This window comes from Micrococcus sp. GbtcB5 (genome assembly GCF_019091605.1).
GTDB classification, from domain to species: Bacteria; Actinomycetota; Actinomycetes; order Actinomycetales; family Micrococcaceae; genus Micrococcus; species Micrococcus luteus.
Genome location: NZ_JAGXJK010000005.1, coordinates 56,832 through 80,877, shown reverse-complemented (window position 1 = coordinate 80,877; position 24,046 = coordinate 56,832). Strand labels below are relative to the sequence as shown.

Below are 24,046 nucleotides of genomic sequence, written 5' to 3'. Positions count from 1 at the left end.
GCCGGGCCGACGACGCCCTGACCGTGTCCGCGGACTGTCCCGGCCGAGGCGACCCTGTTCGCCTCGGGCCGATCGAGGCCTCCGACGGGCGCCCCGCCCGACCCCTCCGATACAGTGGGCTGTCGTCTCACCGCAGGTGAGCGCCCCCTCCCCGACCCCCGCAGATTGGTCCTGGTGACGAACGTGTCCGGCAACGCCAGCTACGAGTACTCCCGCGCCGCCCTCCTGGCGGTCACCGAGGTGGAGGCCCCCGTCGAAGTCACCTCGCAGGACCTCGACGACCAGCTGGCGGAGGTGCTCACCCGCCTGCGCCTGCCCGGCTCCCTCCTGGAGCGGGTGGCCGGTGTGCGCAGCCGACGGAACTGGGACGAGACCGAGGACTTCCAGGAGGCCGCCGCGCGCGCCGGCGTCGCGGCCCTGGAGCAGGCCGGCGTCCCGCGGGAGCGGGTGGGCCTGCTCGTGAACACGTCGGTGACCCGGGCCACGCTCGAGCCCTCCGTGGCCGTGCGGATCCACCACCTCATGGGGCTGCCCACCTCGGCGACCAACTTCGACATCACGAACGCGTGCCTCGGGTTCGTCAACGGCCTCATGCTCGCCTCCACCCTGGTGGACGCCGGCCAGATCGACTACGCGGTCGTGGTCGCCGCCGAGGACGCCTCGAAGGTGCAGGCCGCCACCGTGGCCAACCTGCACGCCGAGACCACGCACCGCGGCAACTTCATGGAGCAGTTCGCGTCCCTGACGTTGGGCTCCGGGGCCGCCGCCGCCGTCGTCGGCCGCATCGAGGACCACCCGGACGCCCATCGGATCGTCCGCGGGATCACCCGCGCCGGCACCGACCACCACGGCCTGTGCGTGGGCGACCACCACGGCATGTACACCGACTCCACCGCCCTGCTCAAGGACGGTCTCGAGCTCGTGATGGACGCGTGGCACGACGTCCCGGCGGAGTGGGCGTGGCCGCAGGCCGACCGGTTCATCACCCACCAGGTCTCGCAGATGCACACCGACGCGATCGCGGAGTCCGCCCACCTGGACCCGGCGCGCATCCCGACGACGTTCCCCACGCTGGGCAACGTCGGCCCGGCGTCGCTGCCCATCACCCTCGTGCGGGAGATGGACGCCCTGGAGGACGGGGACACGGTGGTCTGCCTGGGCGTGGGCTCGGGCCTGAACACCGCGATGCTCGAGATCGAATGGTGAGCTGAAGGAGCCAGAGCCATGCCCCAGATCCCCGCCGCCCCCGCCGCCCTGCCGCCGGCCGACCGACTGCCCGGCTGGGACCCGGCGTGGTCCCGCCTCGTGGAGATCCGCTCCGCCGCGGACCCGGAGGGGACCGTGCGGACGCTGCACGTGGCGGACACCGGACCCGTGCTCGCGGCGGCCGGGGCGGAGATCGTCGGCACGATCGTGGCGGTGCACGGCAACCCGACGTGGTCCTGGCTGTGGCGGTCCCTGCTCGCGGAGACCGTGCGCCGGGCACGCCGGGGCATGGCCGCGTGGCGCGTCGTGGCGCCGGACCAGCTGGACATGGGCTTCTCCGAGCGCCTCGCGCACGCGGGCTACCCGTCCGCCGCGTCGATGGGCCGTGCCGGCGACACCTACCGCACGCTGGGCGGCCGCATCGCCGACCTGGACGCGCTGCTGGCGGCTCTCGGGCTGCGCGACCTGGCAGCCACCGGCCACCCGCTGATCACGCTCGGCCACGACTGGGGCGGCGTCGTGTCCCTCGGCTGGGCGGCGCGTCATCCGGAGCTGGTGGCCGGCGTCGCGACCCTGAACACCGCGGTCCACCAGCCCGAGGGGGCGCCGATCCCCGCCCCGCTGCAGGCCGCCCTCGCCGGGCCCGTCCTGCCGGCCTCCACCGTCACCACGGACGCCTTCCTCTCCGTGACGACCTCCCTCGCCACGCCGGCCCTCGACCGCGAGACCCGGGCGGCCTACCACCTGCCCTACGACGCGGCGGCCCGACGCGGCGGCGTCGGCGGCTTCGTCGCGGACATCCCGGCCGACCCCGGCCACGGCAGCCATCCCGAACTGCAGCGGGTGGGCGAGGACCTCGCCTCCCTGGGCCGCACCGACGTGCCCGCCCTCATCCTGTGGGGCGCCGACGACCCGGTCTTCCTGGACCGCTACCTCGACGACCTCCGCGACCGCCTGCCCCGCGCGCGCGTGCACCGTTACGAGCAGGCGGGACACCTGCTCGTGGACGACCGCGACATCACCGCGCCCCTGCTGCAGTGGGCCCAGCTGCTGCGTGGCGGCCAGCTCTCCGACCCCGCCTCGGGGCTGCCGGGCCCCGTCCCGCACGCCACCACCGACGCGGCCGCCGACCCGGGCCTGGAGGTGGACCTCGGGGAGGAGCCCGGAGCCCGCGATCCCGGGGTGGTCCGGCTCTGGGACCACCTGCGCGACTGGGGCGCCCCCGGCTCGGACCACCGCGAGTACACCGCGCTGGTGGACATGGCCGGCGCCCAGGCCGGCCGCTCGCTGGTGGGCACCGCCCGCCGACCCGTGGCCGTCACCTGGGGTGAGCTGCAGGAGATGGTCTCGGCCATCGCCACCGGGCTGTGGGCCGCGGGCATGCGGCCGGGCGACCGGGTCGCCATGCTCGTGCCGCCGGGTCGCGACCTGTCGGCGGCCCTGTACGCCGTGCTGCGCGTGGGCGCCGTCGCCGTGGTGGCCGACCAGGGCCTCGGCGTCAAGGGCATGACCCGGGCGATGAAGTCGGCCCGCCCCCGGTGGATCATCGGCCGCACCCCCGGGTTGACGCTCGCCCGTGCCCAGTCGTGGCCGGGCACCCGGATCTCCGTGACCGAGCCGGGCGCCGCCCAGCGCCGCCTGCTCGACGTCTCCGACTCGCTCTACGCGATGGTGGACCGCCACCGCGACCCGGCCGCGGGCGACGCCGTCGACGAGCACGGCACCGTGCTGCCCGAGCCCGCCCTGGACGCAGACGCCGCGGTGCTGTTCACCTCCGGCTCCACGGGCCCGGCCAAGGGCGTCGTGTACACGCACGAGCGGCTGGGCCGCCTCGTGGCGCTGATCTCCCGCACCCTGGGCATCCGCCCGGGCGGGTCCCTGCTGGCCGGCTTCGCCCCGTTCGCGCTGCTCGGACCCGCCCTCGGCGCCGCGTCCGTCTCCCCGGACATGGACGTCACCCAGCCGGCCACCCTCACCGCGCAGAAGCTGGCCGACGCCGCGATCGCCGGGCAGTCGAGCGTGCTGTTCGCCTCCCCCGCCGCCCTGGCGAACGTGGTCGCGACCGCCGACGGGCTCGACGCTCCCCAGCGCGAGGCGCTCGACGCCGTGCGGCTCGTGCTCTCGGCCGGCGCCCCCGTGCACCCGCAGCTGATGCGGCAAGTCTCGGACCTCATGCCGAACGCCCGGGTCCACACGCCGTGGGGCATGACCGAGGGGCTGCTGCTCACGGACATCGACGGCGACGAGGTGCAGCGCCTGCGCACCGCCGACGACGCGGGCGTCTGTGTGGGCTCCGCGCTGCCCACGGTGTCCCTGGCCATCGCGCCGCTCCTAGAGGACGGCAGCGCCGACGACGTCATCCTCGACCCCGCGCGGGGCCACGGCGTCCTCGGCGAGATCGTGGTCAGCGCCCCCCACCTGAAGGACCGCTACGACGCGCTCTGGCACACCGACCAGCAGAGCAAGCGCGACGGGCTGTGGCGGCGGGACGGCCGGGTATGGCACCGCACCGCCGACGTCGGCCACTTCGACGCCGAGGGCCGCGTCTGGCTCGAGGGTCGGCTCCAACACGTGATCACCACGCCCGAGGGCCCGGTCGGTCCGGGCGGGCCCGAGAAGACCGTCGACGCGCTCGGGCCGGTGCGGCGCAGCGCCGTCGTCGGCGTCGGGCCCCGGGGCACGCAGGCCGTGGTCGTCGTCGTGGAGGCGGCCGTGCCGGCCACGCGCCCGGCGCGACGCCCGGGTCACCACCGCGACGGCCGACCCAAGCAGGGCCTCGCCCCGACCGCGCTGGCCTCCGCCGTGCGCGCGGCCCTCGAGCCGCTGCCGGTGGCCGCGGTGCTCGTGGCGGATGAGATCCCCACCGACATCCGGCACAACTCCAAGATCGACCGCGCCCGGGTGGCCGACTGGGCGGAGGCCGTGCTCGCCGGCGGGAAGGCGGGTGCGCTGTGAGCGGCTTCGGCTACGACGTCGGCCTCGACGCCGCCGGCATGCCCGACCTCGTCGAGCGCCTCGAGTCCCGCCGCGTCCTGGTGACCGGCGCCTCGGGGCTGCTGGGCGCGGGCGTCGCCCGGGTGCTCGCCGATGCCGGCAACGACGTGACCACCCTGCAGCGGCGTCCCTCGGGCGTGCCCGGTGCGCGGGACGTGCGCGGGTCGGTGACCGACCCGGCCGCCGTCGAGGAGGCCCTGACCGGCGCGGACACCGTGGTGCACGTGGCCGCGAAGGTGTCCGTGTCCGGCCCCAAGCACGAGTACGAGGCCGTGAACGTCGAGGGCACGCGCATCCTCCTGCACGCCGCGCAGCGGCACGGCGTGCGACGCTTCGTCCACGTCTCCTCCCCCTCCGTGGCGCACGCCGGCGACTCCATCGTCGGCGAGGGCGCCGGAGCCGCCAGCCCCGAGCACGCGCGCGGACCCTACGCCCGCACGAAGGCGGCCGGCGAGCGTCTGGCCCTGGCCGCCGACCGCGACGACTTCCGCGTCCTCGTGCTGCGCCCCCACCTGATGTGGGGGCCCGGGGACCTGCAGCTCACCGACCGGATCGTGCAGCGCGCGCGGGCCGGGCGGATGCCCGTGCTCGGCACGGGCGCTCCCCTGGTCGACACGCTGTACACGGCCAACGCCGTCGAAGCCGTGGTGGCGGCCGTGTCCGCGGCGGACGTGCACCACGGCGAGGCCCTCGTGGTGACCAACGGCGAGCCGCGACCGGTCGGCGAGCTGATCCGCCAGATCGCGCTGGCGGGCGGCGCCACGGAGCCCGAGCGCCGCGTCCCGGCGGGCCTGGCCCGGCGCGCCGGCGCCCTGATCGAGCGGGCGTGGGAGCGTGACCTGTTCGGGCTGCGGTCCCGGGGCGTGGGCTCCGACGACGGCGAGCCGCCGCTGACCGAGTTCCTCGCCGAGCAGCTCTCGACCGCCCACTGGTTCGACCAGCGTCGCACCCGTGAGGTCCTCGCGTGGACGCCGACCGTGAGCATCGACGAGGGCCTGCACCGCGTCGCGGCGTACTACCGCGACCGCTGACGTCCGCCGCGGTCGGCACGGGCGCCCGCCCAGGGCTTTCGTTCGGGAAACGGCGGCGACTGCGCCGCCGTCGCCTCGGTGCCCGCCGTTTCCCGAACGACGACGCTCCTGGGGCCGCCGTTTCCCGAACGAAAGTGGGGGGTCAGGCGTCGATGCGCGCGCGGTCCAGCTCGTCGGCGTGGGAGACGATGAAGTCCTTGCGCGGGGCCACCGCGGAACCCATGAGCAGGTCGAAGACGCGCTCGGCGGCCTCCACCTCGGCGATGTTCACGCGGCGGAGCATGCGGTGGCGCGGGTCCATGGTGGTCTCGGCCAGCTGGTCCGCGTCCATCTCGCCCAGACCCTTGTAGCGCTGGATCGGCTCGCGATACGAGCGGCCCTCCCGCTCCAGGCGGGCGAGCGTCGCGTGCAGCTCCTGCTCGGAGTACGTGTAGATGACCTCGCGTTCCTTCACGCCGCGGGTCACCGCCTCGATCCGGTGCAGCGGCGGGACGGCCGCGTACACGCGCCCGGCCTCGACCATGGGCCGCATGTAGCGGAAGAAGAGCGTCAGCAGGAGGGTGCGGATGTGGGCACCGTCCACGTCCGCGTCCGTCATCAGCACGACCTTGCCGTAGCGGGCCGCGTCCAGGTCGAAGCTGCGCCCCGCGCCGCCCCCGACGACCTGGATCAGCGCCGCGCACTCGGCATTGGCCAGGATGTCCGAGACGGAGGCCTTCTGCACGTTCAGGATCTTGCCCCGGATCGGCAGCAGGGCCTGGAAGTCGGAGGACCGGGCCAGCTTGGCGGTGCCGAGCGCCGAGTCGCCCTCGACGATGAACAGCTCCGAGGAGGCGACGTCGTTGCTGCGGCAGTCCGCCAGCTTGGCCGGCATCGTCGAGGTCTCCAGGGCGTTCTTGCGCCGCTGGTTCTCCTTGTGGGTGCGCGCGGAGATGCGCGACTTCATCTCCGCGACGACCTTCTCCAGCAGCGTGTGCACCTGCTGCTTCTGGGCGCGGGCCGTGGAGGTGAGGCGGGCGGTCAGCTGCTTCTCCACCACCTGGGAGACGATCCGCCGCACCGCGGAGGTGCCGAGGATCTCCTTGGTCTGTCCCTCGAACTGCGGCTCGGCGAGCCGCACCGTCAGGACAGCGGTCATGCCGGCCAGCACGTCGTCCTTCTCCACCTTGTCCGACCCGGCCTTGAGCCGGCGCGCGTTGGCCTCGACCTGGGCGCGGAACACCTTCAGCAGTGCCGCCTCGAACCCGGACTGGTGGGTGCCCCCCTTGGGCGTGGCGATGATGTTCACGAAGGACCGGAAGACGGTGCCGTAGCCGACGTCCCAGCGCAGGGCGACGTCCACCTCGCACGTGCGCTGCACATCCTGCATGGAGGTGCGCCCGTCCTCGCCGAGCACCGGGACCCGCTCCTTGAAGGTGCCGGAGCCCTGGATCCGCCACACGTCCGTCACCGGGGTGGCGGGCGTGAGGTGCTCCACGAACTCGGAGATGCCGCCGTCGTACTGGAAGACCTCCTCGACCGGGCCGTCGGCGCCGGGCGTGCCGGGTCGGCGGCGCAGGTCCTTGACCGTGATCCGCAGGCCCGGGATCAGGTAGGCGGTCTGGCGCGCCCGCGCCTGGAGCTCCTCGGCGGAGAACGTCGCGTCCTTCACGAAGATCTGCTCGTCCGCCCAGTAGCGCACGCGCGTGCCGGTCTGCCCACGTTTGGCCTTCCCGACGACGTCCAGCGGCGAGGCGTCCGTGGACGGCTCGAACGGGGCGTCCGGCGACGGGCGCGACCCGTCCTGGAAGCGGCCCGGCTCCCCGCGCCGGAACGACATCTGATGGACCTTGCCCCCGCGCAGCACCTGCACGTCCAGGCGCGAGGACAGGGCGTTGACCACCGACGCGCCCACGCCGTGCAGGCCACCCGAGGCGGCGTAGGAACCGCCGCCGAACTTGCCGCCGGCGTGGAGCTTGGTGAACACCACCTCGACGCCGGACAGGCCGGTGCGCGGCTCCACGTCCACGGGGATGCCGCGCCCGTTGTCCTCGACCTCGACGGAGCCGTCCGGATGCAGGGTGATCTCGATCGACTGCCCGAAGCCGGCCAGGGCCTCGTCCACCGAGTTGTCGATGATCTCCCAGAGGCAGTGCATGAGGCCGCGGGAATCGGTGGAGCCGATGTACATGCCCGGCCGCTTGCGGACGGCCTCGAGCCCCTCCAGCACGGAGAGGTGGCGGGCGTTGTACTCGGTGTTCGCGGGCACGGGGGCGGGCCTTTCGGTGGACGACAGCGGCCGGTCCAGCCTACTCCGCGGGCCGGACACGCCGGGCTCCGCGCCGGACGTCGCGGGCCGCCCGGCTGGGCTCCTCGCGTACGCGGGTGGCGAAACGCGGGTGGAGGGCGGGCGCGCGGGGAAGTTCCCTGCCATCCTTGCTGTTCCATGGGACAAGAGGAGGACCGGCCCGCCCCCACGGCGACGCCGCCCTCCGGACCCGAGAGATCTGAGGAGGACTCCATGTCCATCACCGCCGTGGCCGAGCCGGCCGCCCTCACCCGTTCCGACCGCTGCGACCGCTGCGGTGCCCAGGCCTACGTCCGCGCGGTGCTGCCCTCCGGCGGCGCCCTCCAGTTCTGCGGCCACCACGCCCGCGCCGTGGAGGACGCGCTGCGTCCCCAGGCCGCTCACTGGCAGGACGAGACCGACCGCCTGACCGCCGGCGCCTGACCGCGGCGCACGCCTCGCGCGCCGGCGAGGCGCCCCGCACAGCCGAAGGGCCGGACCCCCGCGGGGGTCCGGCCCTTCGTCATGCCGCCTCGGCTCAGTCCAGGTAGTCCCGGAGCACCTGCGAGCGGGACGGGTGGCGCAGCTTGGACATGGTCTTGGACTCGATCTGGCGGATGCGCTCGCGCGTCACGCCGTAGACCTTGCCGATCTCGTCCAGGGTCTTGGGCTGGCCGTCGGTGAGACCGAAGCGCATCGCGACCACGCCGGCCTCGCGCTCCGAGAGCGTGTCCAGGACGGAGTGCAGCTGCTCCTGCAGGAGCGTGAAGGACACGGCGTCCGCGGGGACCACGGCCTCGGAGTCCTCGATGAGGTCGCCGAACTCGGAGTCGCCGTCCTCGCCGAGCGGGGTGTGCAGCGAGATCGGCTCGCGGCCGTACTTCTGCACCTCCACGACCTTCTCCGGGGTCATGTCCAGCTCCTTGGCCAGCTCCTCCGGGGTGGGCTCGCGGCCGAGGTCCTGGAGCATCTGCCGCTGCACGCGGGCCAGCTTGTTGATGACCTCCACCATGTGCACCGGGATGCGGATGGTGCGGGCCTGGTCCGCCATGGCGCGGGTGATGGCCTGACGGATCCACCACGTGGCATACGTGGAGAACTTGAAGCCCTTGGTGTAGTCGAACTTCTCGACGGCGCGGATCAGGCCGAGGTTGCCCTCCTGGATGAGGTCCAGGAACAGCATGCCGCGGCCGGTGTAGCGCTTGGCCAGGGAGACCACCAGACGCAGGTTGGCCTCGAGCAGGTGGTTCTTGGCCTTGCGCCCGTCCGCGATGATCAGCTGGATGTCCCGGCGCTCGCGGTAGTCGTCGGAGGCCTCGTGCTGCACGACGTGCTCGGCGTAGAGGCCGGCCTCGATGCGCATGGCCAGGTCCACCTCCTGCTCGGCGTTGAGCAGGGCGACCTTGCCGATCTGCTTCAGGTAGTCCTTCACCGGGTCCGCCGTGGCGCCCGCCACGACCACCTGCTGCACCGGGGCGTCGTCCTCGGAGTCGTCCATGACGAACGCGCCCTTGGACTGGGCCACCTTCTGGCCCGTGGCGGCCTTCGTGCCGGTCACGGCCTCCGCGTCCATCGCCGGGCGCTCCGGAGCGTCCGAGCCGTCCGCGTCCTCGTCGTCCGAGTCCTCGGTGGCGGTCTCGTCCTCCACCACGTCCTCCTCGACGGCGTCCGCGGCCTCGGTGCGCTCGCGCGCCTCGACGAACTCCTCGTCGTCCTCGGCCTGCTCGGCGGAGGCGGCGGACGCGGTGGCCTTCTTGCCCCGGGTCGTGGCGGACTTCTTCGTGGCGGTGGTCTTGGCCGCGGCGGGCTTCCGGGTCGCCTTCTTCTTGGCCGTCGGCGTGGCAGCGGTCTTGGTCGCCGCCGACTTCGTCGCGGTCGTCCGCGTCGTGGCGCTCTTCGTGGCTGCCGACTTCTTGGCTGCCGACTTCTTGGCTGCCGACTTCTTGGCTGCCGTGGAGCGGGTGCGCGTGGTCGTGGCCTCGGAGGCAGTGGTCTCCTTGCCGTCCTGCACACCGCTGGTCGTCGAAGTGGTCACTCGAGGCCTTTCCGTCTCGTCCGCGGCCACCCGCGGATCCTTGCAGTCCATAGACACGTGACCCTGTCAAGTCGCGGCCTCGGACGACCGACGTCGTCCGGGCCCGCCGACTGCAGGGTCCGTGAGTGCCAACGACGGCTGAGACCGATCTATTCCGAACCCGGGAAACGGGCTGCGGTCGGCCGTGCCGTCGTGAAGCCGCATCATTCTCTCATGGGCGGCCACCGTCGGGCCGCCACGCGGTGGCCGGGTCGGTCGCCCAGCCTGCGACGCACCCCGCGGCCACGATGCGTCGCAGGACGGAGACGAACGGGTCGCCGGGACTCAGCGCCGCCGCCGCGGTCAGGTGGGCGTCCGCGTCGGAGCCGTGGCCGCGGGCCCAGCCGACCCACCCGGCCAGTGCCAGGGCCTGAGCCGCCACGGCCGGCGTCGCGACGGGCACGAGCGCGCGCAGCCCCGCCCGCAGGGCGTCCAGCCGGTCCCAGGCCGGCGCCCGGCGCGAGGCCGCGGTGAGGATCCGTTCCTCGTCCCCCGGATCCCCCGTGGCCGCGCCGGACGGCGCGGCGGCATGGAGCAGCAGGCCGTCGCGCCAGGCCGGACGCGTCAGCGGCGAGCCCAGCACGGCGGGGGCGGGCGCACCGCGGCCACGCGCCGTGCCGGTCAGCACCGGCTCCCACTGCGCCAGCCACGCGCGGCGTGCCGGGGGCGCGTCCTGCTCGGGCGGCCGCCACCGCGCGTCGTCGGGCCGGGCCGCGGCGGGACCACGACGCGGGACCGGGTCGGACACCGCCGCGCGGTCCCAGACCGAACCGCGGGTCATCAGGTGCAGGGACAGCGGCGCGGCTCGGGGGTCGAGGGTGCCCTCCTCGGCGATGCTGCTCCCCCACCAGGGGCGCGCCCGTCCGTGCGCGCACGTCCAGGCCGCGGCCAGGGGGCGACCCGCGGACGCCAGGGCGTCGTCGAGCGCCGCGGCCCAGCCGGGACGGGTCAGCGTGGCTCGGGCGCCGTCCGGCAACGCGAGGCAGAGCGTCGCGTCCGCTGCCGCGTCCCGCCGGCACACCTCGGCCACGGCGCAGGCCCAAGCGTCGACGTCGACCTCCTCGGGAGGCAGATCGACCCGCACCACAGCGCGCAGGCGCCCGTCGTGCAGGGTGAGGAGGACGAGGCTGTCCTCGGGCAACCGCCCGAGGGCGTGGCCGACGTAGGCGAGCAGGTCCTCCGGGCCGCGGGCCGGCAGGACGGGGGCGTCGAGCGAGGTGGGGGCTTCCATGCCGCCACCCTCGCCGACCGGGCCCCCGCGGTGGAATCAGTCCCCGTCGTCGGTGGACGGACGGCCGGGTCCGTCCTCCTGTGCAGGAGCGGACCCGCCGCCGGCGTCCCGCGCGGCGAGGTACGCCTCGACGGCGGAGGCGAGTTCGTCGCCGTCGGGCAGGCCCTGCTCGGTCTCGAGCAACGACCGCTCCTGGTCCTCGGCGTTCTGGTCGTAGTTGCGCTCCAGGCCGGCGATCATCTGCTGGATCTCCCCGGACCCGGAGACCTGGCGCTCCAGCTCGGCCTCGATGTCCCGCGAGGCGTCTCGCAGGTCGTCCGAGGGCAGCATGAGCCCCATGGCGGCCCCCGCGTACTCGAGCGCGGCCACGGCCGCCTGGGGGAAGGACGCCTCGGCCACGTAGTGCGGCACATGGACGGTGTAGCCCGCCGTCGGCAGGTCCGCCTCCTCGGCGCGCAGCTCCAGCATCTGCAGCAGCCCCGCGACGATGTCCGCCTGCGGGCTCCAGGTGGACAGCCCCTCGACGGCCTCGGCGCGGGACCCGTGGGTCGTGACCCCGAGCCGCCGCGTGTGCGGCACGGGCAGCGGGGCCGCGTCGAGGAACGTGAGCGAGTCCACCTCCCACTCCTGCGCGAGGCCGAGCACGGCCTCCGTCACCGCCTGCCACCGGAAGTCCGGCTCGGGGCCGGACAGCAGCAGGAAGGGGTGGCCGAGCAGGTCCTCGACCAGCTGCACCTCGAGCGCGGGCAGGCGCAGATCGCGGTAGCGGTCCCGGTCGAACCGGAGCCGGGGACGCCGGGCGCGGTAGTCGAACATCGAGTCGACGTCGAAGGAGACGACGGTCCGATGGGTCAGGTGCTCATGCAGGGCGGCCCGCACCTGCCGAGCGACCCGGCCCGCGTCCATGTGCCCGGTCAGGGCCACGAGCATGCCCAGGCCGGGGGGCACGGGCGCCCCCTCATGACGGGTGTACAGCGGCGCGGCGTCCTGCACGTCTCGTTCCCCTTCCGGTGGTCTGTCTGCGGGAGAGCCGTCCCCGCCGCCCGGATGGCGACGGACGCGGATCCCTCCCTATCCTCTGGCGTCAGTCAACCACGGCACGGCACACTCCTATTCCGCGCCCGCGCGCCCTGGACGGGCGCGCGAGCCCTCTGGCTAGGATGACGCGGGACGGCCCGGCCCACCCCGCCGGGCGCATCCCCCCACCCCCGGAAGAGAGGCCCGTCCGTGATCACCCTGGACCGCCCGACCCTGACCGCCTGTGCCCTGGAGGACCTGACCGCCTCCGCCCTCGTGGTGGGGGTGGGCACCGGCCCGGACGGCCCCGTGCTCCTGACGGACGCGCTGCCGGCCGAGGCGGCCACCGCCCTCGAGGCCTCGTTCGAGCTGCTGGGCGTGCGGGGCGCCGAGGACGAGATCCACCGCCTCCCGGGCCTGGGCGGCGTGCCGGTGCCGCTGCTGGTCCTGGCCGGCGTCGGCGGTCTGGACGACGACGGCGAGGCCGCGGACGAGTCCCTGCGCCGCGCCGCCGGGGCTGCCATGCGCTCCCTGGCCGGCACCGACGCCGTGGCCCTGGCCCTGCCGGCCGACACCCCGGCCCGACTGGCCGCCGTCGCCGAGGGCGCCGTCCTGGGCGCGTACGCCTTCACCGCCCAGAAGTCCGAGCGCGCCCGCGCCGAGACGGACACGTCCCGTCCCGTCCGCGAGGTCGAGGTCGTCACCCCGCTCGCCGCCGCGGACGCCGACCCCGTGCTGCGCCGGGCCGCCGTCGTGGGCGACGCGGTCTGCGCCGTGCGCGACCTGGTGAACACGGCCCCCTCGCACCTCTACCCGGCCACGTTCGCGGACGCCGTCGCGGAGGACCTCGCGGACTCGTCCGTGAGCGTGGACGTGTGGGACGAGGACCGCCTACGCGCCGAGGGCTTCGGCGGCATCCTCGCGATCGGCCAGGGCTCCTCCCGCCCGCCGCGGCTCGTGCGCATCGAGCACGCGCCGGCCGACGCCGCCGCGCACATCGCGCTGGTGGGCAAGGGCATCACCTTCGACACGGGCGGCATCTCGCTGAAGCCCGCCGCCTCGATGATGACGATGAAGTCGGACATGGCCGGCGCCGCCACCGTCTTCGCCGTCGTGCGCGCCGCCGCGGCCCTGGACGTCCCTGTGAAGGTGACCGGCTGGCTGGCGCTGGCCGAGAACATGCCCTCGGGCACCGCCATCCGCCCGTCCGACGTCATCACGATGTACGGCGGCAAGACCGTGGAGGTCATGAACACGGACGCCGAGGGCCGCGTCGTCATGGCCGACGCCCTCGTGGCGGCCACCGACGAGCGACCCGACGCGGTGCTCGACGTGGCCACCCTCACCGGTGCCCAGCTGGTCGCCCTCGGCGTGCGCCACACGGGCGTCATGGGTGACGACGCGCTGCGCGACGAGGTCGTCGCCGCGGCCGACGCGGCCGGGGAGCTCGCGTGGGGCATGCCCCTGCCGGAGCAGCTGCGCGCCTCGCTCACTTCGCGCGTCGCGGACATCTCCAACATGGGCGACCGCTTCGGCGGCATGATGACCGCCGCCACCTTCCTGCGCGAATTCGTCGACGCCGGACGGTCGGAGGGCGACGCCGCCGCACGGACCCCCTGGGCCCACCTCGACATCGCCGGCCCCTCCTTCAACGAGTCGGCCGCGTACGGCTACACCCCGCAGGACGCCACCGGCGTGATGGTGCGGACCCTGTTGGGTCTCATCGAGGGGCGTGCCCGGTAAGGTTGGTCCCGATGTCCACCGCGTCCCCGGCCGCGCGGCCCGCCGCCGACGGCCGGGGGTGGCGGTGACGCACCACCACCACGATCCACCGACCCCAGCACCAAGGAGCAACATCGTGGCCGACAAGGCAACCGCTCAGGAATTCGACGTCCTCGTCCTCGGCGGTGGCTCCGCCGGGTACGCCGCAGCCCTGCGTTCCGTGCAGTACGGCAAGTCCGTCGCCCTCGTGGAGAAGTCCAAGGTCGGCGGCACCTGCCTGCACTGGGGCTGCATCCCCACGAAGGCCTACCTGCACGCCGCCGAGGTGGCCGATGAGACCCGCAACGCCGCCAAGTTCGGCGTCAACGCGACCCTCGAGTCCGTGGACATGGCGAAGGTGCGCGACTACAAGGACGGCATCGTCGCCGGCAAGCACAAGGGCCTGGCCGGCCTGCTGAAGATGCGCAAGGTCCAGGTCATCGAGGGCGAGGGCAAGCTCGTCTCGAAGAACGAGGTCGAGGTCGACGGCACCCGTTACACGGCGGAGAACATCGTGCTGGCCTCCGGCTCCGTGGCCAAGACCATGGGCCTGCCCATCTCCAAGAAGATCATGACCTCCACGGAGGCCCTCGAGCTGGACTACACCCCGAAGTCGGCCATCGTGCTCGGCGGCGGTGTCATCGGCTCCGAGTTCGCGTCCCTGTGGAACTCCTTCGGCGTCGACGTCACCATCATCGAGGGCCTGAAGACCCTGGTCCCCAACGAGGACCCGGCGATCATCAAGGTCCTCGAGCGCGAGTTCAAGAAGAAGGGCATCAAGACCAACCTGGGCACGTTCTTCGACAAGGTCGAGGAGACCGACTCGGGCGTCAAGGTGACCCTCGCGGACGGCAAGGAGTTCGAGGCCGAGGTCTGCCTCGTCGCCGTCGGCCGCGGCCCGAACACCGAGGGCCTCGGCTACGAGGAGCAGGGCGTCAAGATGGACCGCGGCTTCGTCCTCACCGACGAGCGTCTGCACACCGGCGTCGGCAACATCTACGCCGTGGGCGACATCGTTCCCGGTCTGCAGCTGGCGCACCGCGGCTTCCAGCAGGGCATCTTCGTGGCCGAGGAGATCGCCGGCAACAAGCCGATGGTCGTCGAGGACATCAACATCCCGAAGGTCACCTTCACCGAGCCGGAGATCATGTCCGTGGGCTACACCCAGCCCAAGGCGGAGGAGAAGTTCGGCAAGGACAACGTCGAGGTCGCCGAGTACAACCTGGCCGGCAACGGCAAGTCCTCGATCCTCGGCACCGGCGGCATCATCAAGATGATCCGCCAGAAGAACGGCCCGATCGTGGGCGTGCACGGCATCGGCAAGCGCATCGGCGAGCAGATCGGCGAGGCGCAGCTCATCGTGAACTGGGAGGCCTACCCCGAGGACGTCGCCCAGTTCGTGCACGCGCACCCCACGCAGAACGAGGCCCTGGGCGAGGCCGCCATGGCCCTGTTCGGCCACCCGCTGCACAGCTGACCCACCGCACTGACCATCCCGGGTCCGTGCGTCGGGCCCACCTCGCAACCCCGGGTGGGCGCCCCCGGCGCCCACCCCTCATGAGGAGCATCGGAACCATGTCTGAAACCGTGAACCTGCCCGCCCTGGGCGAATCCGTCACCGAGGGCACCGTGACCCGCTGGCTCAAGGCCGTCGGCGACGAGGTCGCCGTCGACGAGCCCCTGGTGGAGGTCTCCACCGACAAGGTCGACACCGAGATCCCGTCCCCCGTGGCCGGCGTGCTCGAGGAGATCCTGGTCGAGGAGGACGACACGGTCGAGGTCGGCGCCCCGCTGGCCACGATCGGCGACGGCTCCGGCGGCGGCTCCGCCGACGCGTCGGAGGACGACGCCGCGGCCGAGGAGCCCGCCGTCGAGGAGGCGCAGCAGGACGACGCCCAGCAGGAGCCCGCAGGCGAGCCGGCTCCGGAGGAGCGCGCCTCCACCGACCAGGGCTCGGACGGGGCCCCGTCGGCCGGCGGCGAGGCCTCCGAGGTCACCCTGCCCGCGCTGGGCGAGTCCGTGACCGAGGGCACCGTGACCCGCTGGCTGAAGTCCGTCGGCGACGAGGTCGAGGTCGACGAGCCGCTGCTCGAGGTCTCCACCGACAAGGTCGACACCGAGATCCCCTCCCCCGTGGCGGGCACCCTCCTGGAGATCCGTGCGGAGGAGGACGACACCGTCGAGGTGGGCGCCGTCCTCGCACTCGTCGGCTCCGGCTCCGCCGGCGGCGGCTCCGCCCCGTCGGAGGGCTCCTCCGGTCAGGACGAGGCGTCCGCCGAGGAGATCGAGGACAAGGCGACCGAGGCCGAGGCCCCCGAGGAGACCGAGGAGGCCGCCGAGGCCGCCGGCGCCGAGAAGTCGGAGAAGACGCCGGAGGCGTCTCCGTCCGAGGAGGCCTCCCGGCGCGAGTCCGCCGAGCGCGACTCCGCGCAGGCCGAGTCCGCCGAGGCGCCCTCCGCCACCGAGCCCGGCCAGGGCTACGTGACCCCGCTGGTGCGCCGCCTGGCCCACCAGAACAACGTGGACCTGTCCACGGTTCGCGGCACGGGCGTCGGCGGCCGCATCCGCAAGCAGGACGTGCTCGCCGCCGCGCTGGCCTCGCAGGCCGCCGCGGGCGGGTCCGAGGCTCCGGCCGAGCAGGCCTCCGAGGCTGCCGCCCCGTCGTCCGCCCCGGCCGCTGCGTCCGCCCCGGCCGCGAGCTCCTCCGTGGACCCCTCGGTCCGCGGCGAGGTGGAGAAGGCGCCGCGCATCCGCCAGGTCATCGCCCAGCGCATGCGCGAGTCCCTCGACCTGTCCGCCCAGCTGACCCAGGTGCACGAGGTGGACGTCACCCGCATCGTGCAGCTGCGCAAGAAGGCCAAGGCCTCCTTCCAGCAGCAGGCCGGCGTGAACCTGACGTACCTGCCGTTCATCACCAAGGCGGTCGCCGAGGCCCTCAAGCAGCACCCCAAGCTGAACGCGTCGTTCTCCGAGGACAACAAGGAGATCACATACCACGCGTCCGAGGACATCGCGATCGCCGTGGACACGGAGAAGGGGCTGCTGGTGCCCGTCATCAAGGACGCCGGCTCCCTGAACCTGACGGGCCTCGCCCAGAAGATCGCCGACGTGGCCGAGCGCACCCGCACGAACAAGATCTCGCCGGACGAGCTCTCGGGCGGCACGTTCTCGATCACGAACATCGGCTCCGTGGGCGCGCTGTTCGACACGCCGATCATCAACCAGCCGCAGGTCGCGATCCTGGGCACCGGTGCGATCGTCAAGCGCCCCATGGTGGTGACCGACGCGGACGGCAACGACTCGATCGCCATCCGCCACATGATGTACCTGTCCCTGACCTACGACCACCGCCTGGTGGACGGGGCCGACGCGGGCCGCTTCCTGACGACGCTGCGTCAGCGTCTCGAGGGCGGTCAGTTCGCCGACGAGCTTGGTCTCTGACGGAAAGGGAGAAGGACTGTGGATATCCTGCACAGCATCCTGGTGGCCGTGCACATCGTGTCCGCCGCAGCGATCGTGGGCGGTTGGTTCGCGCACTTCCGCAACCCGACCGTCACCACCTCGCAGTGGTGGGGCTCCGTGGGCATGATCGTCTCCGGCGTGGTGCTTTTCGGCCTCGCCATGAGCGGGGAGCCGAACCACATGAAGCTGGGCGTCAAGTTCCTGATCGGCGTCATCGTCTTCGTGGCCGCCCTGATCGGCCGCCGCAAGTCCAACCGCGGGGAGGTCGTGCCCACGGGCCTGGCCCACGCGGTGGGCGGTCTGGGCCTGGTGAACATCCTGGTCGCCGTCCTCTGGCAGTGATCAGCCCAGGCGGCTGACGCCGCACCACGCCGCGGGCCCCGGGGAGCTTCTCCCCGGGGCCCGCGGCGTCCCCCCGTCTGGACCGCCGGCCTCCGGCGCTGGATCCGGGCCCGGGGTCAGCGCGGATCGACGGTCTCGACCCGCCACGTCCGACCCGCCGCGCCGCCGTCCCGCCCCTCGGGGCCCTCTCCGTGGCCGCTGCGCAGGACCAGCACGACCTCCTCGGCCGTCGCCTCCCGATGCGCCGCCACGCGTCCCGCGCGGTCCAGCACGGTGTGGGCCGACGTCCGGAGCACGGCGTCGACACGCAGCGCGTCGTCCCCGGCCCGCCGGGCGGGACCGGCCTGCTCCACCGTCACCTCGAGGCCGGAGAAGGCGAACCCCTCGTCCGTCAGCCGGCGCAGCAGATCCCGGTCGTTCTCCCACGCCGGTCCCCCAGGCACGGCGTAGGCGTCCAGTCGCGCGGGCTCCGGGTCGGTGAGCGCGGCCGTCCGTGCGTGGCCGACCGCGGCCAGCGTTTCGCCCACGTCGACGGCGTCCTCCCCGGCGGCGTCCTCCCCGGGGGCACCCGTGTCCGGCACCCTCGCCGGCGCCCCGCTCTCCCGCGTCCCGTCCGCCGGGCCCGCCGCGTCCACCGCGGTGCCGGCCGGCACCGCGCCCGCCGGCTCCGGCGCCCCCTCCGCTGCCGAGCCCGGAGCCGCCGGCCACCACAGCCCCACGGTGCCACCGCCCACGGCCAGCGCGGTGGCCAGCCCTGCGGCCAGGAGGACGCCCCGGCGTGGCGCCGCCCCCCGTCGGCGCGCGAGCGCGCGCCGTCCCGGACCCGCGCGTCGTCGGCGTCGCCGCGTGGGCCCGGAGCCCGGCAGCACCGTGGGCAGCAGGTGCGCCACCTCGGCGGGGGCGGCCTCTCCGAGCGGGACCGGCTCGGGCCGGGCCGTCGCATACACGGCGGCGGCGGCCTCCTCCGCGCTCGGCCGCGCCGCCGGGTCCGGGGAGAGCGCCGCATCGAGCAGCAGCGCGAGCTCGGGGGATGCTTCGGGAACCAGGACGGGCAGCGGCGCCCGATGCCCGGCGGCCCCCGGCGCGCGACCGGTGAGCGCGTACCAGCCCAGGGCGGCCCACGCATGGACGTCACTCGGCGCCCCCACCGCCGGAGACGCCCCCGGTTCCGCCCCGGCCCCCTGCACCGCGGCGAGCGCCTCGGGGGCCGCGAAGCCCGGCGTCGCCCCGGCCCCCGACGCCCCGCCGACCACCCGGGCGACGCCGAGGTCGGCGAGGGCCGGGCTGCCGTCGACGCCGAACAGGACGTTCGCCGGGGACACGTCGCCGTGCACCACCCCCTCGCGGTGCAGGCACGCGAGAGCCTGGGCGATCGGGACGAGCACGGTGACGGCCTGCCCCGGGCTCAGGGGTCCGACCCGCTGCACCATGTCCTGCAGCGTGCCGGCCGCGCGGTGCTCGGTGAGGACCCCGAGGCCCCGGTCCGTCTCCACCACGCCGAGCACGCGCAGCAGATGGGGATGCGCGACCCGTCCGGCCTGCGCCTCCGCCGCCAGCGCATCCGGCGCCGCACCGGCACGGGGCACCTTCAGGGCGGCCCGGACGCCCCGACCGTCCTCGACGAGCCAGACCTCCGCCTGGGCGCCCGCGCCGAGCAGCCGGACGGGTTCCCAGCCCGGGGCGCGCGGCGCAGCCGTGCCCGGCTCCGACGACCTCTCCGGTTCGGTCTCCGGCCCGCCGCCGACGCGTCCGGCCGCGCCGCCGTCCGCCTCGTCCCAGTCCCGCATCGGTCTCCCCTCTCCGCCGCGCCGTCCGTTCCAGCCCAGGGTGCCGCATGTCCCCGAGCGTCACGGCGGTTGTCCACAGGTCCGGGCCCGAGGACTACAGTGGACGTCATGCCCGAGACACCCCTGCCGCCCCTGCGCGTGCTCGGCCTGGCGCCCGACCTGGTGGACTACCACGCCGCCTGGGACGCCCAGCGCGCCCTGCACGCGGACGTCGTCGCCGGCCGCTCCGACGGCGAATTCCTCCTCCTGGAGCACGAAGCCGTCTACACGGCCGGTCGCCGCACCGAGGACGCCGAGCGCCCCACGGACGGCGCCCCCGTCGTGGACGTGGACCGCGGCGGCAAGATCACATGGCACGGGCCGGGCCAGCTGGTCGGCTACCCCGTGGTCCGGCTGCGCGACCGTGCCCACGTCAAGGACTACGTCTGGTTCCTCGAGGAGCTGCTGATCCGCACCGCCGCCGAGTTCGGCGTCACGGCCGTCCGCGTGGACGGGCGGGCAGGCATCTGGGTCCTCGCGGACCGGGACGACGACGGCACGGCCCGCCCGGACCGCAAGGTCGGCGCCATCGGCCTGTCCATCCACGACGGCGTCTCGATGCACGGCTTCGCACTGAACTGCTCCAACTCCCTGGCCCCCTACGAGGGCATCATCGCGTGCGGCATCACGGACGCCGCCACCACCACCCTGTCGGTCGAGACGGGCCGGACCATCACCCCGGCCGACGTCGTGCCGGTGCTCACCCGTCATCTGGACGAGCTCGGGCCTGCGTACATCGCCGTCACCCCCACGGAAGGTATCCCCGCATGAGCCTCGCCCCCGAAGGACGCCGCCTGCTGCGCGTGGAGGCGCGCAACGCCGAGGTGCCCGTCGAGCGCAAGCCCGAGTGGATCAAGGCCAAGGTCCACATGGGCCCCGAGTACATCGGCCTGAAGAACAAGGTCAAGTCCGCCGGCCTGCACACCGTGTGCGAGGAGGCCGGCTGCCCCAACATCTTCGAGTGCTGGGAGGACCGCGAGGCCACGTTCCTCATCGGCGGCGACATCTGCACCCGCCGGTGTGACTTCTGCGACATCACCTCCGGCAAGCCGCGCCCCCTGGACATGGAGGAGCCGCAGAAGGTCGCCGAGAACATCCGCGAGATGGACCTGCGGTACGCCACCGTCACGGGCGTGGCCCGTGACGACCAGAAGGACGGCGCGGCGTGGCTCTACGCGGAGACCATCCGCCGCATCCACGCGCTCAACCCGGGGACCGGCGTCGAGATCCTGCCGCCGGACTTCGGCGCGGTGCCGGAGCTCGTCCAGCAGGTGTTCGACGCGCGGCCCGAGGTGTTCGCGCACAACCTGGAGACGGTGCCGCGCATCTTCAAGCGCATCCGCCCGGCCTTCACGTACGAGAAGTCCCTCCGGGTGCTCACGATGGCCAAGGCCGACGGGCTCGTGACCAAGTCCAACCTCATCCTCGGCATGGGCGAGGAGGACCACGAGATCGACCAGGCCCTGGTGGACCTGCACGAGGCCGGCTGCGACATCATCACCATCACGCAGTACGTGCGGCCCTCGAAGCTGCACCACCCCATCGACCGCTGGGTGAAGCCGCAGGAGTTCGTCCAGTGGTCCCAGCGCGCCGAGGAGATCGGTTTCCAGGGCGTCATGGCGGGCCCGCTGGTGCGCTCGTCGTACCGCGCGGGCAAGCTCTATGCGCAGGCCATGCAGCGCCTCGGCCGGACCCTGCCGGAGAACCTGGCGCACCTGGCCGGGGAGAAGACCGCCCGCCAGGAGGCCTCCGCCGTCGTCGCCCAGATGTCCTGAGCCGCCCGACTAGACTGGACCCCGTCATGACGAAGAACAGCCAGCCCCCCGCGTCCTCCTCCGGCTCCACCTCCGCCACGCTCAAGGAGGTCAAGGCCATGCAGCGCGAGCGTCGCCTCCGCGAGAAGGAGCAGGCGAAGGCCCAGCGCCGGGACAAGCGCGCCACGAAGGGCCCGGGCGTGATCTCCCAGCTCAAGCAGGCCTACGCCATGACCAAGGCGCACGACCCCAAGGTCGGACTGTGGATGCTGCTGGCCTTCCTGGGCGCCCTGGTCGTCGGCCTCGTCATCGGCCTCCTGCTGGACAACTGGATCACGTGGCTGCTCATCGCGATCCCGTTCGGTGTGCTCGCCGCCGTCGTCATCCTGAACCGGAAGGCGCGCCGCGCCGGGTTCGCCCAGCTCGAGGGCCGCCCCGGCGCCGCCGGCGCCGCGCTCTCCACGCTGGGCCGCGGCTGGATCGTGTCCGAGCAGCCGGCCGCCGTGAACCCGAAGACCCAGGACCTCGTCTACCGCGCCGTGGGCCGGCCGGGCGTCGTGCTGGTGACGGAGGGCCCCTCCCCCCGCGTCGCCGCGCTGGTGGTCAAGGAGGAGAAGGCCATGCGCCGCTTCCTGCCCGGCGTGCCCGTCACCGTGGTGGAGTCCGGCAACGGTCAGGGCCAGGTCCCGCTGCACGAGCTGCCCGGCACGCTCAAGGGCATGAAGAAGGCCCTCACGGCGCAGGAGGTCCAGGCCGTGGACAAGCGTCTGACCGCGCTCAACACCAACCGGCTGCCCATCCCCAAGGGCGTCGACCCGAACAAGGTGCGCCCGAGCCGGCGCGCCATGCGCGGCCGCTGAGCGCCGACGCCCCCCTTTCGTCGTGTCCGGCCTCGCGTCGAGTCGGATCCGGCGTCGTCCGGCGCGGGCCGGTGCGCTCACATGCGGATCTCGACGGTGCCGGCGACCTTGTCGTGCATGCCGCGGCCGTCCGGGCCGACGACGACGGCCGGCAGCACGAGGCACAGCAGCGCCGTGCGCACCACCACGCGGTGCACGGGGGCGGTCCGGCCGCCGAGGCGCACCACCTGGGTGCGGCACACGGCCTTGCCCACGGTGGTGGCCAGCAGGGTGATGCCCAGGATGTGCATGGTGGCGAAGACCATCAGGGTGGCGATCGCGTCGGAGTCGAAGAGCAGCCAGGACACGCCCAGGGCCAGGAACCAGTCGATCACGAGGGCGACGGCGCGGCGGGCCGCAGTGGCCATCGAGGTCGGGCCGTGCTCGGGGAGGCCCAGCAGGTCCCCCGGCCAGCGGCCGCCGGCCAGGCCGCCGCCCGGACCGTCCACCCAGCCGGCGAGGTCGCGCCGGGTGATCAGCGGCTCGTCGCGGCGGGTCGGTTCGGGCTCTTGCGCGGGGTCGGGTGCTCTGCGTGCCACCGGCCCAGCCTACCGGCGCGGAACCGCGAGGCTCGCCGTGGGGCGTCACCGACGCCCACGGAGGCCGCCGGGCAAGTAGGGTGATGACACCCGCCACGCCAGCGCCGCCGTGCCGGACATGCCACCATCGTCACGACCACAGGAGCGCACCATGTTCACCTCCCCCGCGGACGTCCTCGCGTACATCAAGGATGAGGGGATCGAGTTCGTCGACGTCCGCTTCACCGACCTCCCCGGCATGCAGCACCACTTCAACGTGCCCGCCTCGAGCGTCGACGAGGACTTCTTCGTCACGGGCCAGCTCTTCGACGGCTCCTCGATCCGGGGCTTCGCCGGCATCGCCGAGTCCGACATGCAGCTCATCCCGGACGTCGCGACGGCCTTCGTGGACCCCTTCCGGGTCCGCAAGACCCTCACGATGAACTTCTCCATCGTGAACCCCCGCACCGGCGAGCCCTACCTGCGCGACCCGCGCGGCGTGGCCCAGCGCGCGGAGGCCTACCTGAGCTCCTCCGGCATCGCCGACACGGCGTTCTTCGCCCCCGAGGCCGAGTTCTTCATCTTCGAGGACGTCCGCTACGAGTCCTCCCCCCGCGGCTCGTTCTACGCCGTGGACTCGGACGAGGCCTGGTGGAACGCCTCCCGCGAGGACGAGGGCGGCAACCTGAGCCACAAGACCGGCCTCAAGGGCGGCTACTTCCCCGTCTCCCCCACGGACAAGCAGGCCGACCTGCGCGACGAGATCTGCTCGGTCCTGGCCGAGGTCGGCCTCGAGGTAGAGCGCTCCCACCACGAGGTGGGCGCCGCGGGCCAGGCGGAGATCAACTACCGCTTCAACACGCTGACCCACTCGGCGGACGACCTGCAGAAGTTCAAGTACGTCGTCAAGAACGTCGCCAACATGTTCGGCAAGTCCGCGACCTTCATGCCCAAGCCCGTCTTCGGCGACAACGGCTCCGGCATGCACTGCCACCAGTCCCTGTGGAACGGCGGCGAGCCGCTGTTCTTCGACGAGAAGGGCTACGCGAACCTCTCGGACACCGCCCGCTGGTACATCGGCGGCCTGCTGAAGCACGCCTCCGCGGTCCTGGCCTTCACCAACCCCACGGTGAACTCCTACCGCCGCCTGGTGCCGGGCTTCGAGGCCCCCGTGAACATGGTTTACTCGCAGGGCAACCGCTCGGCGGGCATCCGCATCCCGATCACCGGCTCCAACCCGAAGGCCAAGCGCATCGAGTTCCGCGCCCCGGACGCCTCGGGCAACCCGTACCTCGCGTTCGCCGCGCAGCTGATGGCCGGCCTGGACGGCATCCGCAACCGCATCGAGCCGGCCGAGCCGATCGACAAGGACCTCTACGAGCTGCCGGCCGAGGAGGCCGCCGACATCCAGAAGGCACCCGCCACCCTGGACGAGGCCCTGAACGCCCTCGAGGAGGACCACGAGTTCCTCCTGGCCGGCGACGTGTTCACCGAGGAGCTGATCGAGACCTGGATCGCGTACAAGCGCGAGATGGAGATCGCCCCGCTGGCCCTGCGCCCGAACCCCTACGAGTTCGAGCTGTACTACTCGGTCTGATCCGCCCGCCGCGGCCCCGACGACGGCCGTTCGTCTCCCACGCCGGAGGCGGGCGGCCGTCGTCGTGC

The 24,046-nt window shown here is 73.5% G+C and carries 18 protein-coding genes; 12 read left to right on the top strand and 6 right to left on the bottom strand.

Annotated elements, in window-relative coordinates:
- The first annotated feature begins 174 nt into the window (after positions 1 to 174).
- The 3 genes from KVS67_RS02945 to KVS67_RS02935 are packed head-to-tail and all read left to right on the top strand — an operon-like array spanning position 175 to position 5,231.
- Complete coding sequence (locus KVS67_RS02945) at positions 175 to 1,206, top strand: 3-oxoacyl-ACP synthase III (protein ID WP_036314104.1); 1,032 nt, start codon at positions 175 to 177, stop codon at positions 1,204 to 1,206.
- Positions 1,207 to 1,224: 18 nt separating this feature from the next.
- Positions 1,225 to 4,161 (top strand): alpha/beta fold hydrolase, encoded by a 2,937-nt coding sequence (locus KVS67_RS02940; RefSeq protein WP_036314102.1) that lies wholly within the window; start codon positions 1,225 to 1,227, stop codon positions 4,159 to 4,161.
- On the top strand, positions 4,158 to 5,231 hold the full coding sequence (locus KVS67_RS02935) for an NAD-dependent epimerase/dehydratase family protein (RefSeq protein ID WP_217564740.1): 1,074 nt from the start codon (positions 4,158 to 4,160) through the stop codon (positions 5,229 to 5,231). Before KVS67_RS02940 ends, KVS67_RS02935 begins: the two co-directional genes overlap by 4 nt.
- A 142-nt stretch (positions 5,232 to 5,373) precedes the next feature.
- Here the strand turns inward: KVS67_RS02935 and KVS67_RS02930 are convergent, their stop codons facing one another.
- Complete coding sequence (locus KVS67_RS02930) at positions 5,374 to 7,479, bottom strand: DNA topoisomerase IV subunit B (RefSeq protein ID WP_166437737.1); 2,106 nt, start codon at positions 7,477 to 7,479, stop codon at positions 5,374 to 5,376.
- Positions 7,480 to 7,731: 252 nt separating this feature from the next.
- Here KVS67_RS02930 and KVS67_RS02925 point away from each other — a divergent pair, with 252 nt between their 5' ends.
- Entirely contained in the window at positions 7,732 to 7,941 is a 210-nt protein-coding gene (locus KVS67_RS02925; RefSeq protein WP_080981729.1) for a hypothetical protein, read from the top strand.
- Between the two features lie 94 nt (positions 7,942 to 8,035).
- On the opposite strand, the gene KVS67_RS02920 is transcribed toward KVS67_RS02925, so the two are convergent.
- From KVS67_RS02920 to KVS67_RS02910, 3 genes are all read right to left on the bottom strand, one after another.
- Positions 8,036 to 9,583 (bottom strand): RNA polymerase sigma factor, encoded by a 1,548-nt coding sequence (locus tag KVS67_RS02920; RefSeq protein WP_254629183.1) that lies wholly within the window; start codon positions 9,581 to 9,583, stop codon positions 8,036 to 8,038.
- Positions 9,584 to 9,743: 160 nt separating this feature from the next.
- Positions 9,744 to 10,802: a DUF4192 domain-containing protein gene (locus tag KVS67_RS02915; RefSeq protein WP_012750911.1), complete on the bottom strand. Its 1,059-nt coding sequence runs from the start codon at positions 10,800 to 10,802 to the stop codon at positions 9,744 to 9,746.
- A 36-nt stretch (positions 10,803 to 10,838) separates the two neighbouring features.
- Positions 10,839 to 11,795, bottom strand: coding sequence for a PAC2 family protein (locus KVS67_RS02910; protein ID WP_036384622.1), 957 nt, complete (start codon positions 11,793 to 11,795; stop codon positions 10,839 to 10,841).
- Between the two features lie 234 nt (positions 11,796 to 12,029).
- Between KVS67_RS02910 and KVS67_RS02905 the strand changes: the two genes are divergently transcribed.
- The 4 genes from KVS67_RS02905 to KVS67_RS02890 all read left to right on the top strand — a co-directional run bounded on the left by KVS67_RS02905 (position 12,030) and on the right by KVS67_RS02890 (position 17,384).
- Positions 12,030 to 13,562, top strand: a complete 1,533-nt coding sequence (locus KVS67_RS02905) for a leucyl aminopeptidase (protein WP_145951433.1) — start codon at positions 12,030 to 12,032, stop codon at positions 13,560 to 13,562.
- Between the two features lie 115 nt (positions 13,563 to 13,677).
- A complete protein-coding gene (lpdA, locus tag KVS67_RS02900) occupies positions 13,678 to 15,057 on the top strand; it encodes a dihydrolipoyl dehydrogenase (RefSeq protein WP_036336938.1) in 1,380 nt (459 codons plus the stop codon).
- A 98-nt stretch (positions 15,058 to 15,155) separates the two neighbouring features.
- Complete coding sequence (gene sucB, locus KVS67_RS02895) at positions 15,156 to 17,021, top strand: 2-oxoglutarate dehydrogenase, E2 component, dihydrolipoamide succinyltransferase (RefSeq protein WP_063189715.1); 1,866 nt, start codon at positions 15,156 to 15,158, stop codon at positions 17,019 to 17,021.
- A gap of 18 nt (positions 17,022 to 17,039) precedes the next feature.
- The gene (locus KVS67_RS02890; protein ID WP_010078527.1) at positions 17,040 to 17,384 is read left to right on the top strand and encodes a hypothetical protein; all 345 of its coding nucleotides are present in this window, start codon (positions 17,040 to 17,042) and stop codon (positions 17,382 to 17,384) included.
- A gap of 116 nt (positions 17,385 to 17,500) precedes the next feature.
- Here the strand turns inward: KVS67_RS02890 and KVS67_RS02885 are convergent, their stop codons facing one another.
- Positions 17,501 to 19,171: a serine/threonine-protein kinase gene (locus tag KVS67_RS02885; RefSeq protein ID WP_063189717.1), complete on the bottom strand. Its 1,671-nt coding sequence runs from the start codon at positions 19,169 to 19,171 to the stop codon at positions 17,501 to 17,503.
- A 108-nt stretch (positions 19,172 to 19,279) separates the two neighbouring features.
- Between KVS67_RS02885 and lipB the strand changes: the two genes are divergently transcribed.
- From lipB to KVS67_RS02870, 3 genes are read left to right on the top strand one after another with little or no spacing between them, the layout of a single operon-like run.
- A complete protein-coding gene (gene lipB / locus KVS67_RS02880; protein ID WP_036314221.1) occupies positions 19,280 to 19,981 on the top strand; it encodes a lipoyl(octanoyl) transferase LipB in 702 nt (233 codons plus the stop codon).
- Entirely contained in the window at positions 19,978 to 20,985 is a 1,008-nt protein-coding gene (gene lipA / locus KVS67_RS02875; protein WP_036383060.1) for a lipoyl synthase, read from the top strand. The genes lipB and lipA overlap by 4 nt, the downstream gene beginning before the upstream one ends.
- Before the next feature lie 26 nt (positions 20,986 to 21,011).
- Complete coding sequence (locus KVS67_RS02870) at positions 21,012 to 21,824, top strand: DUF4191 domain-containing protein (protein ID WP_036314203.1); 813 nt, start codon at positions 21,012 to 21,014, stop codon at positions 21,822 to 21,824.
- A 77-nt stretch (positions 21,825 to 21,901) separates the two neighbouring features.
- Here the strand turns inward: KVS67_RS02870 and KVS67_RS02865 are convergent, their stop codons facing one another.
- Positions 21,902 to 22,402, bottom strand: a complete 501-nt coding sequence (locus KVS67_RS02865) for an RDD family protein (RefSeq protein WP_049146950.1) — start codon at positions 22,400 to 22,402, stop codon at positions 21,902 to 21,904.
- A gap of 151 nt (positions 22,403 to 22,553) precedes the next feature.
- Between KVS67_RS02865 and glnA the strand changes: the two genes are divergently transcribed.
- Positions 22,554 to 23,978 (top strand): type I glutamate--ammonia ligase, encoded by a 1,425-nt coding sequence (glnA, locus tag KVS67_RS02860; RefSeq protein ID WP_036314201.1) that lies wholly within the window; start codon positions 22,554 to 22,556, stop codon positions 23,976 to 23,978.
- The last annotated feature ends 68 nt before the right edge of the window (positions 23,979 to 24,046 follow it).

Coding starts and splice junctions, on each gene's coding strand:
- lipB (WP_036314221.1), top strand. CDS start 19,280: ATGCCCGAGACACCCCTGCCGCCCCTGCGCGTGCTCGGCCTGGCGCCC.
- KVS67_RS02885 (WP_063189717.1), bottom strand. CDS start 19,171: ATGCGGGACTGGGACGAGGCGGACGGCGGCGCGGCCGGACGCGTCGGC.
- KVS67_RS02940 (WP_036314102.1), top strand. CDS start 1,225: ATGCCCCAGATCCCCGCCGCCCCCGCCGCCCTGCCGCCGGCCGACCGA.
- glnA (WP_036314201.1), top strand. CDS start 22,554: ATGTTCACCTCCCCCGCGGACGTCCTCGCGTACATCAAGGATGAGGGG.
- KVS67_RS02915 (WP_012750911.1), bottom strand. CDS start 10,802: ATGGAAGCCCCCACCTCGCTCGACGCCCCCGTCCTGCCGGCCCGCGGC.
- KVS67_RS02925 (WP_080981729.1), top strand. CDS start 7,732: ATGTCCATCACCGCCGTGGCCGAGCCGGCCGCCCTCACCCGTTCCGAC.
- KVS67_RS02920 (WP_254629183.1), bottom strand. CDS start 9,583: ATGGACTGCAAGGATCCGCGGGTGGCCGCGGACGAGACGGAAAGGCCT.
- sucB (WP_063189715.1), top strand. CDS start 15,156: ATGTCTGAAACCGTGAACCTGCCCGCCCTGGGCGAATCCGTCACCGAG.
- KVS67_RS02870 (WP_036314203.1), top strand. CDS start 21,012: ATGACGAAGAACAGCCAGCCCCCCGCGTCCTCCTCCGGCTCCACCTCC.
- lipA (WP_036383060.1), top strand. CDS start 19,978: ATGAGCCTCGCCCCCGAAGGACGCCGCCTGCTGCGCGTGGAGGCGCGC.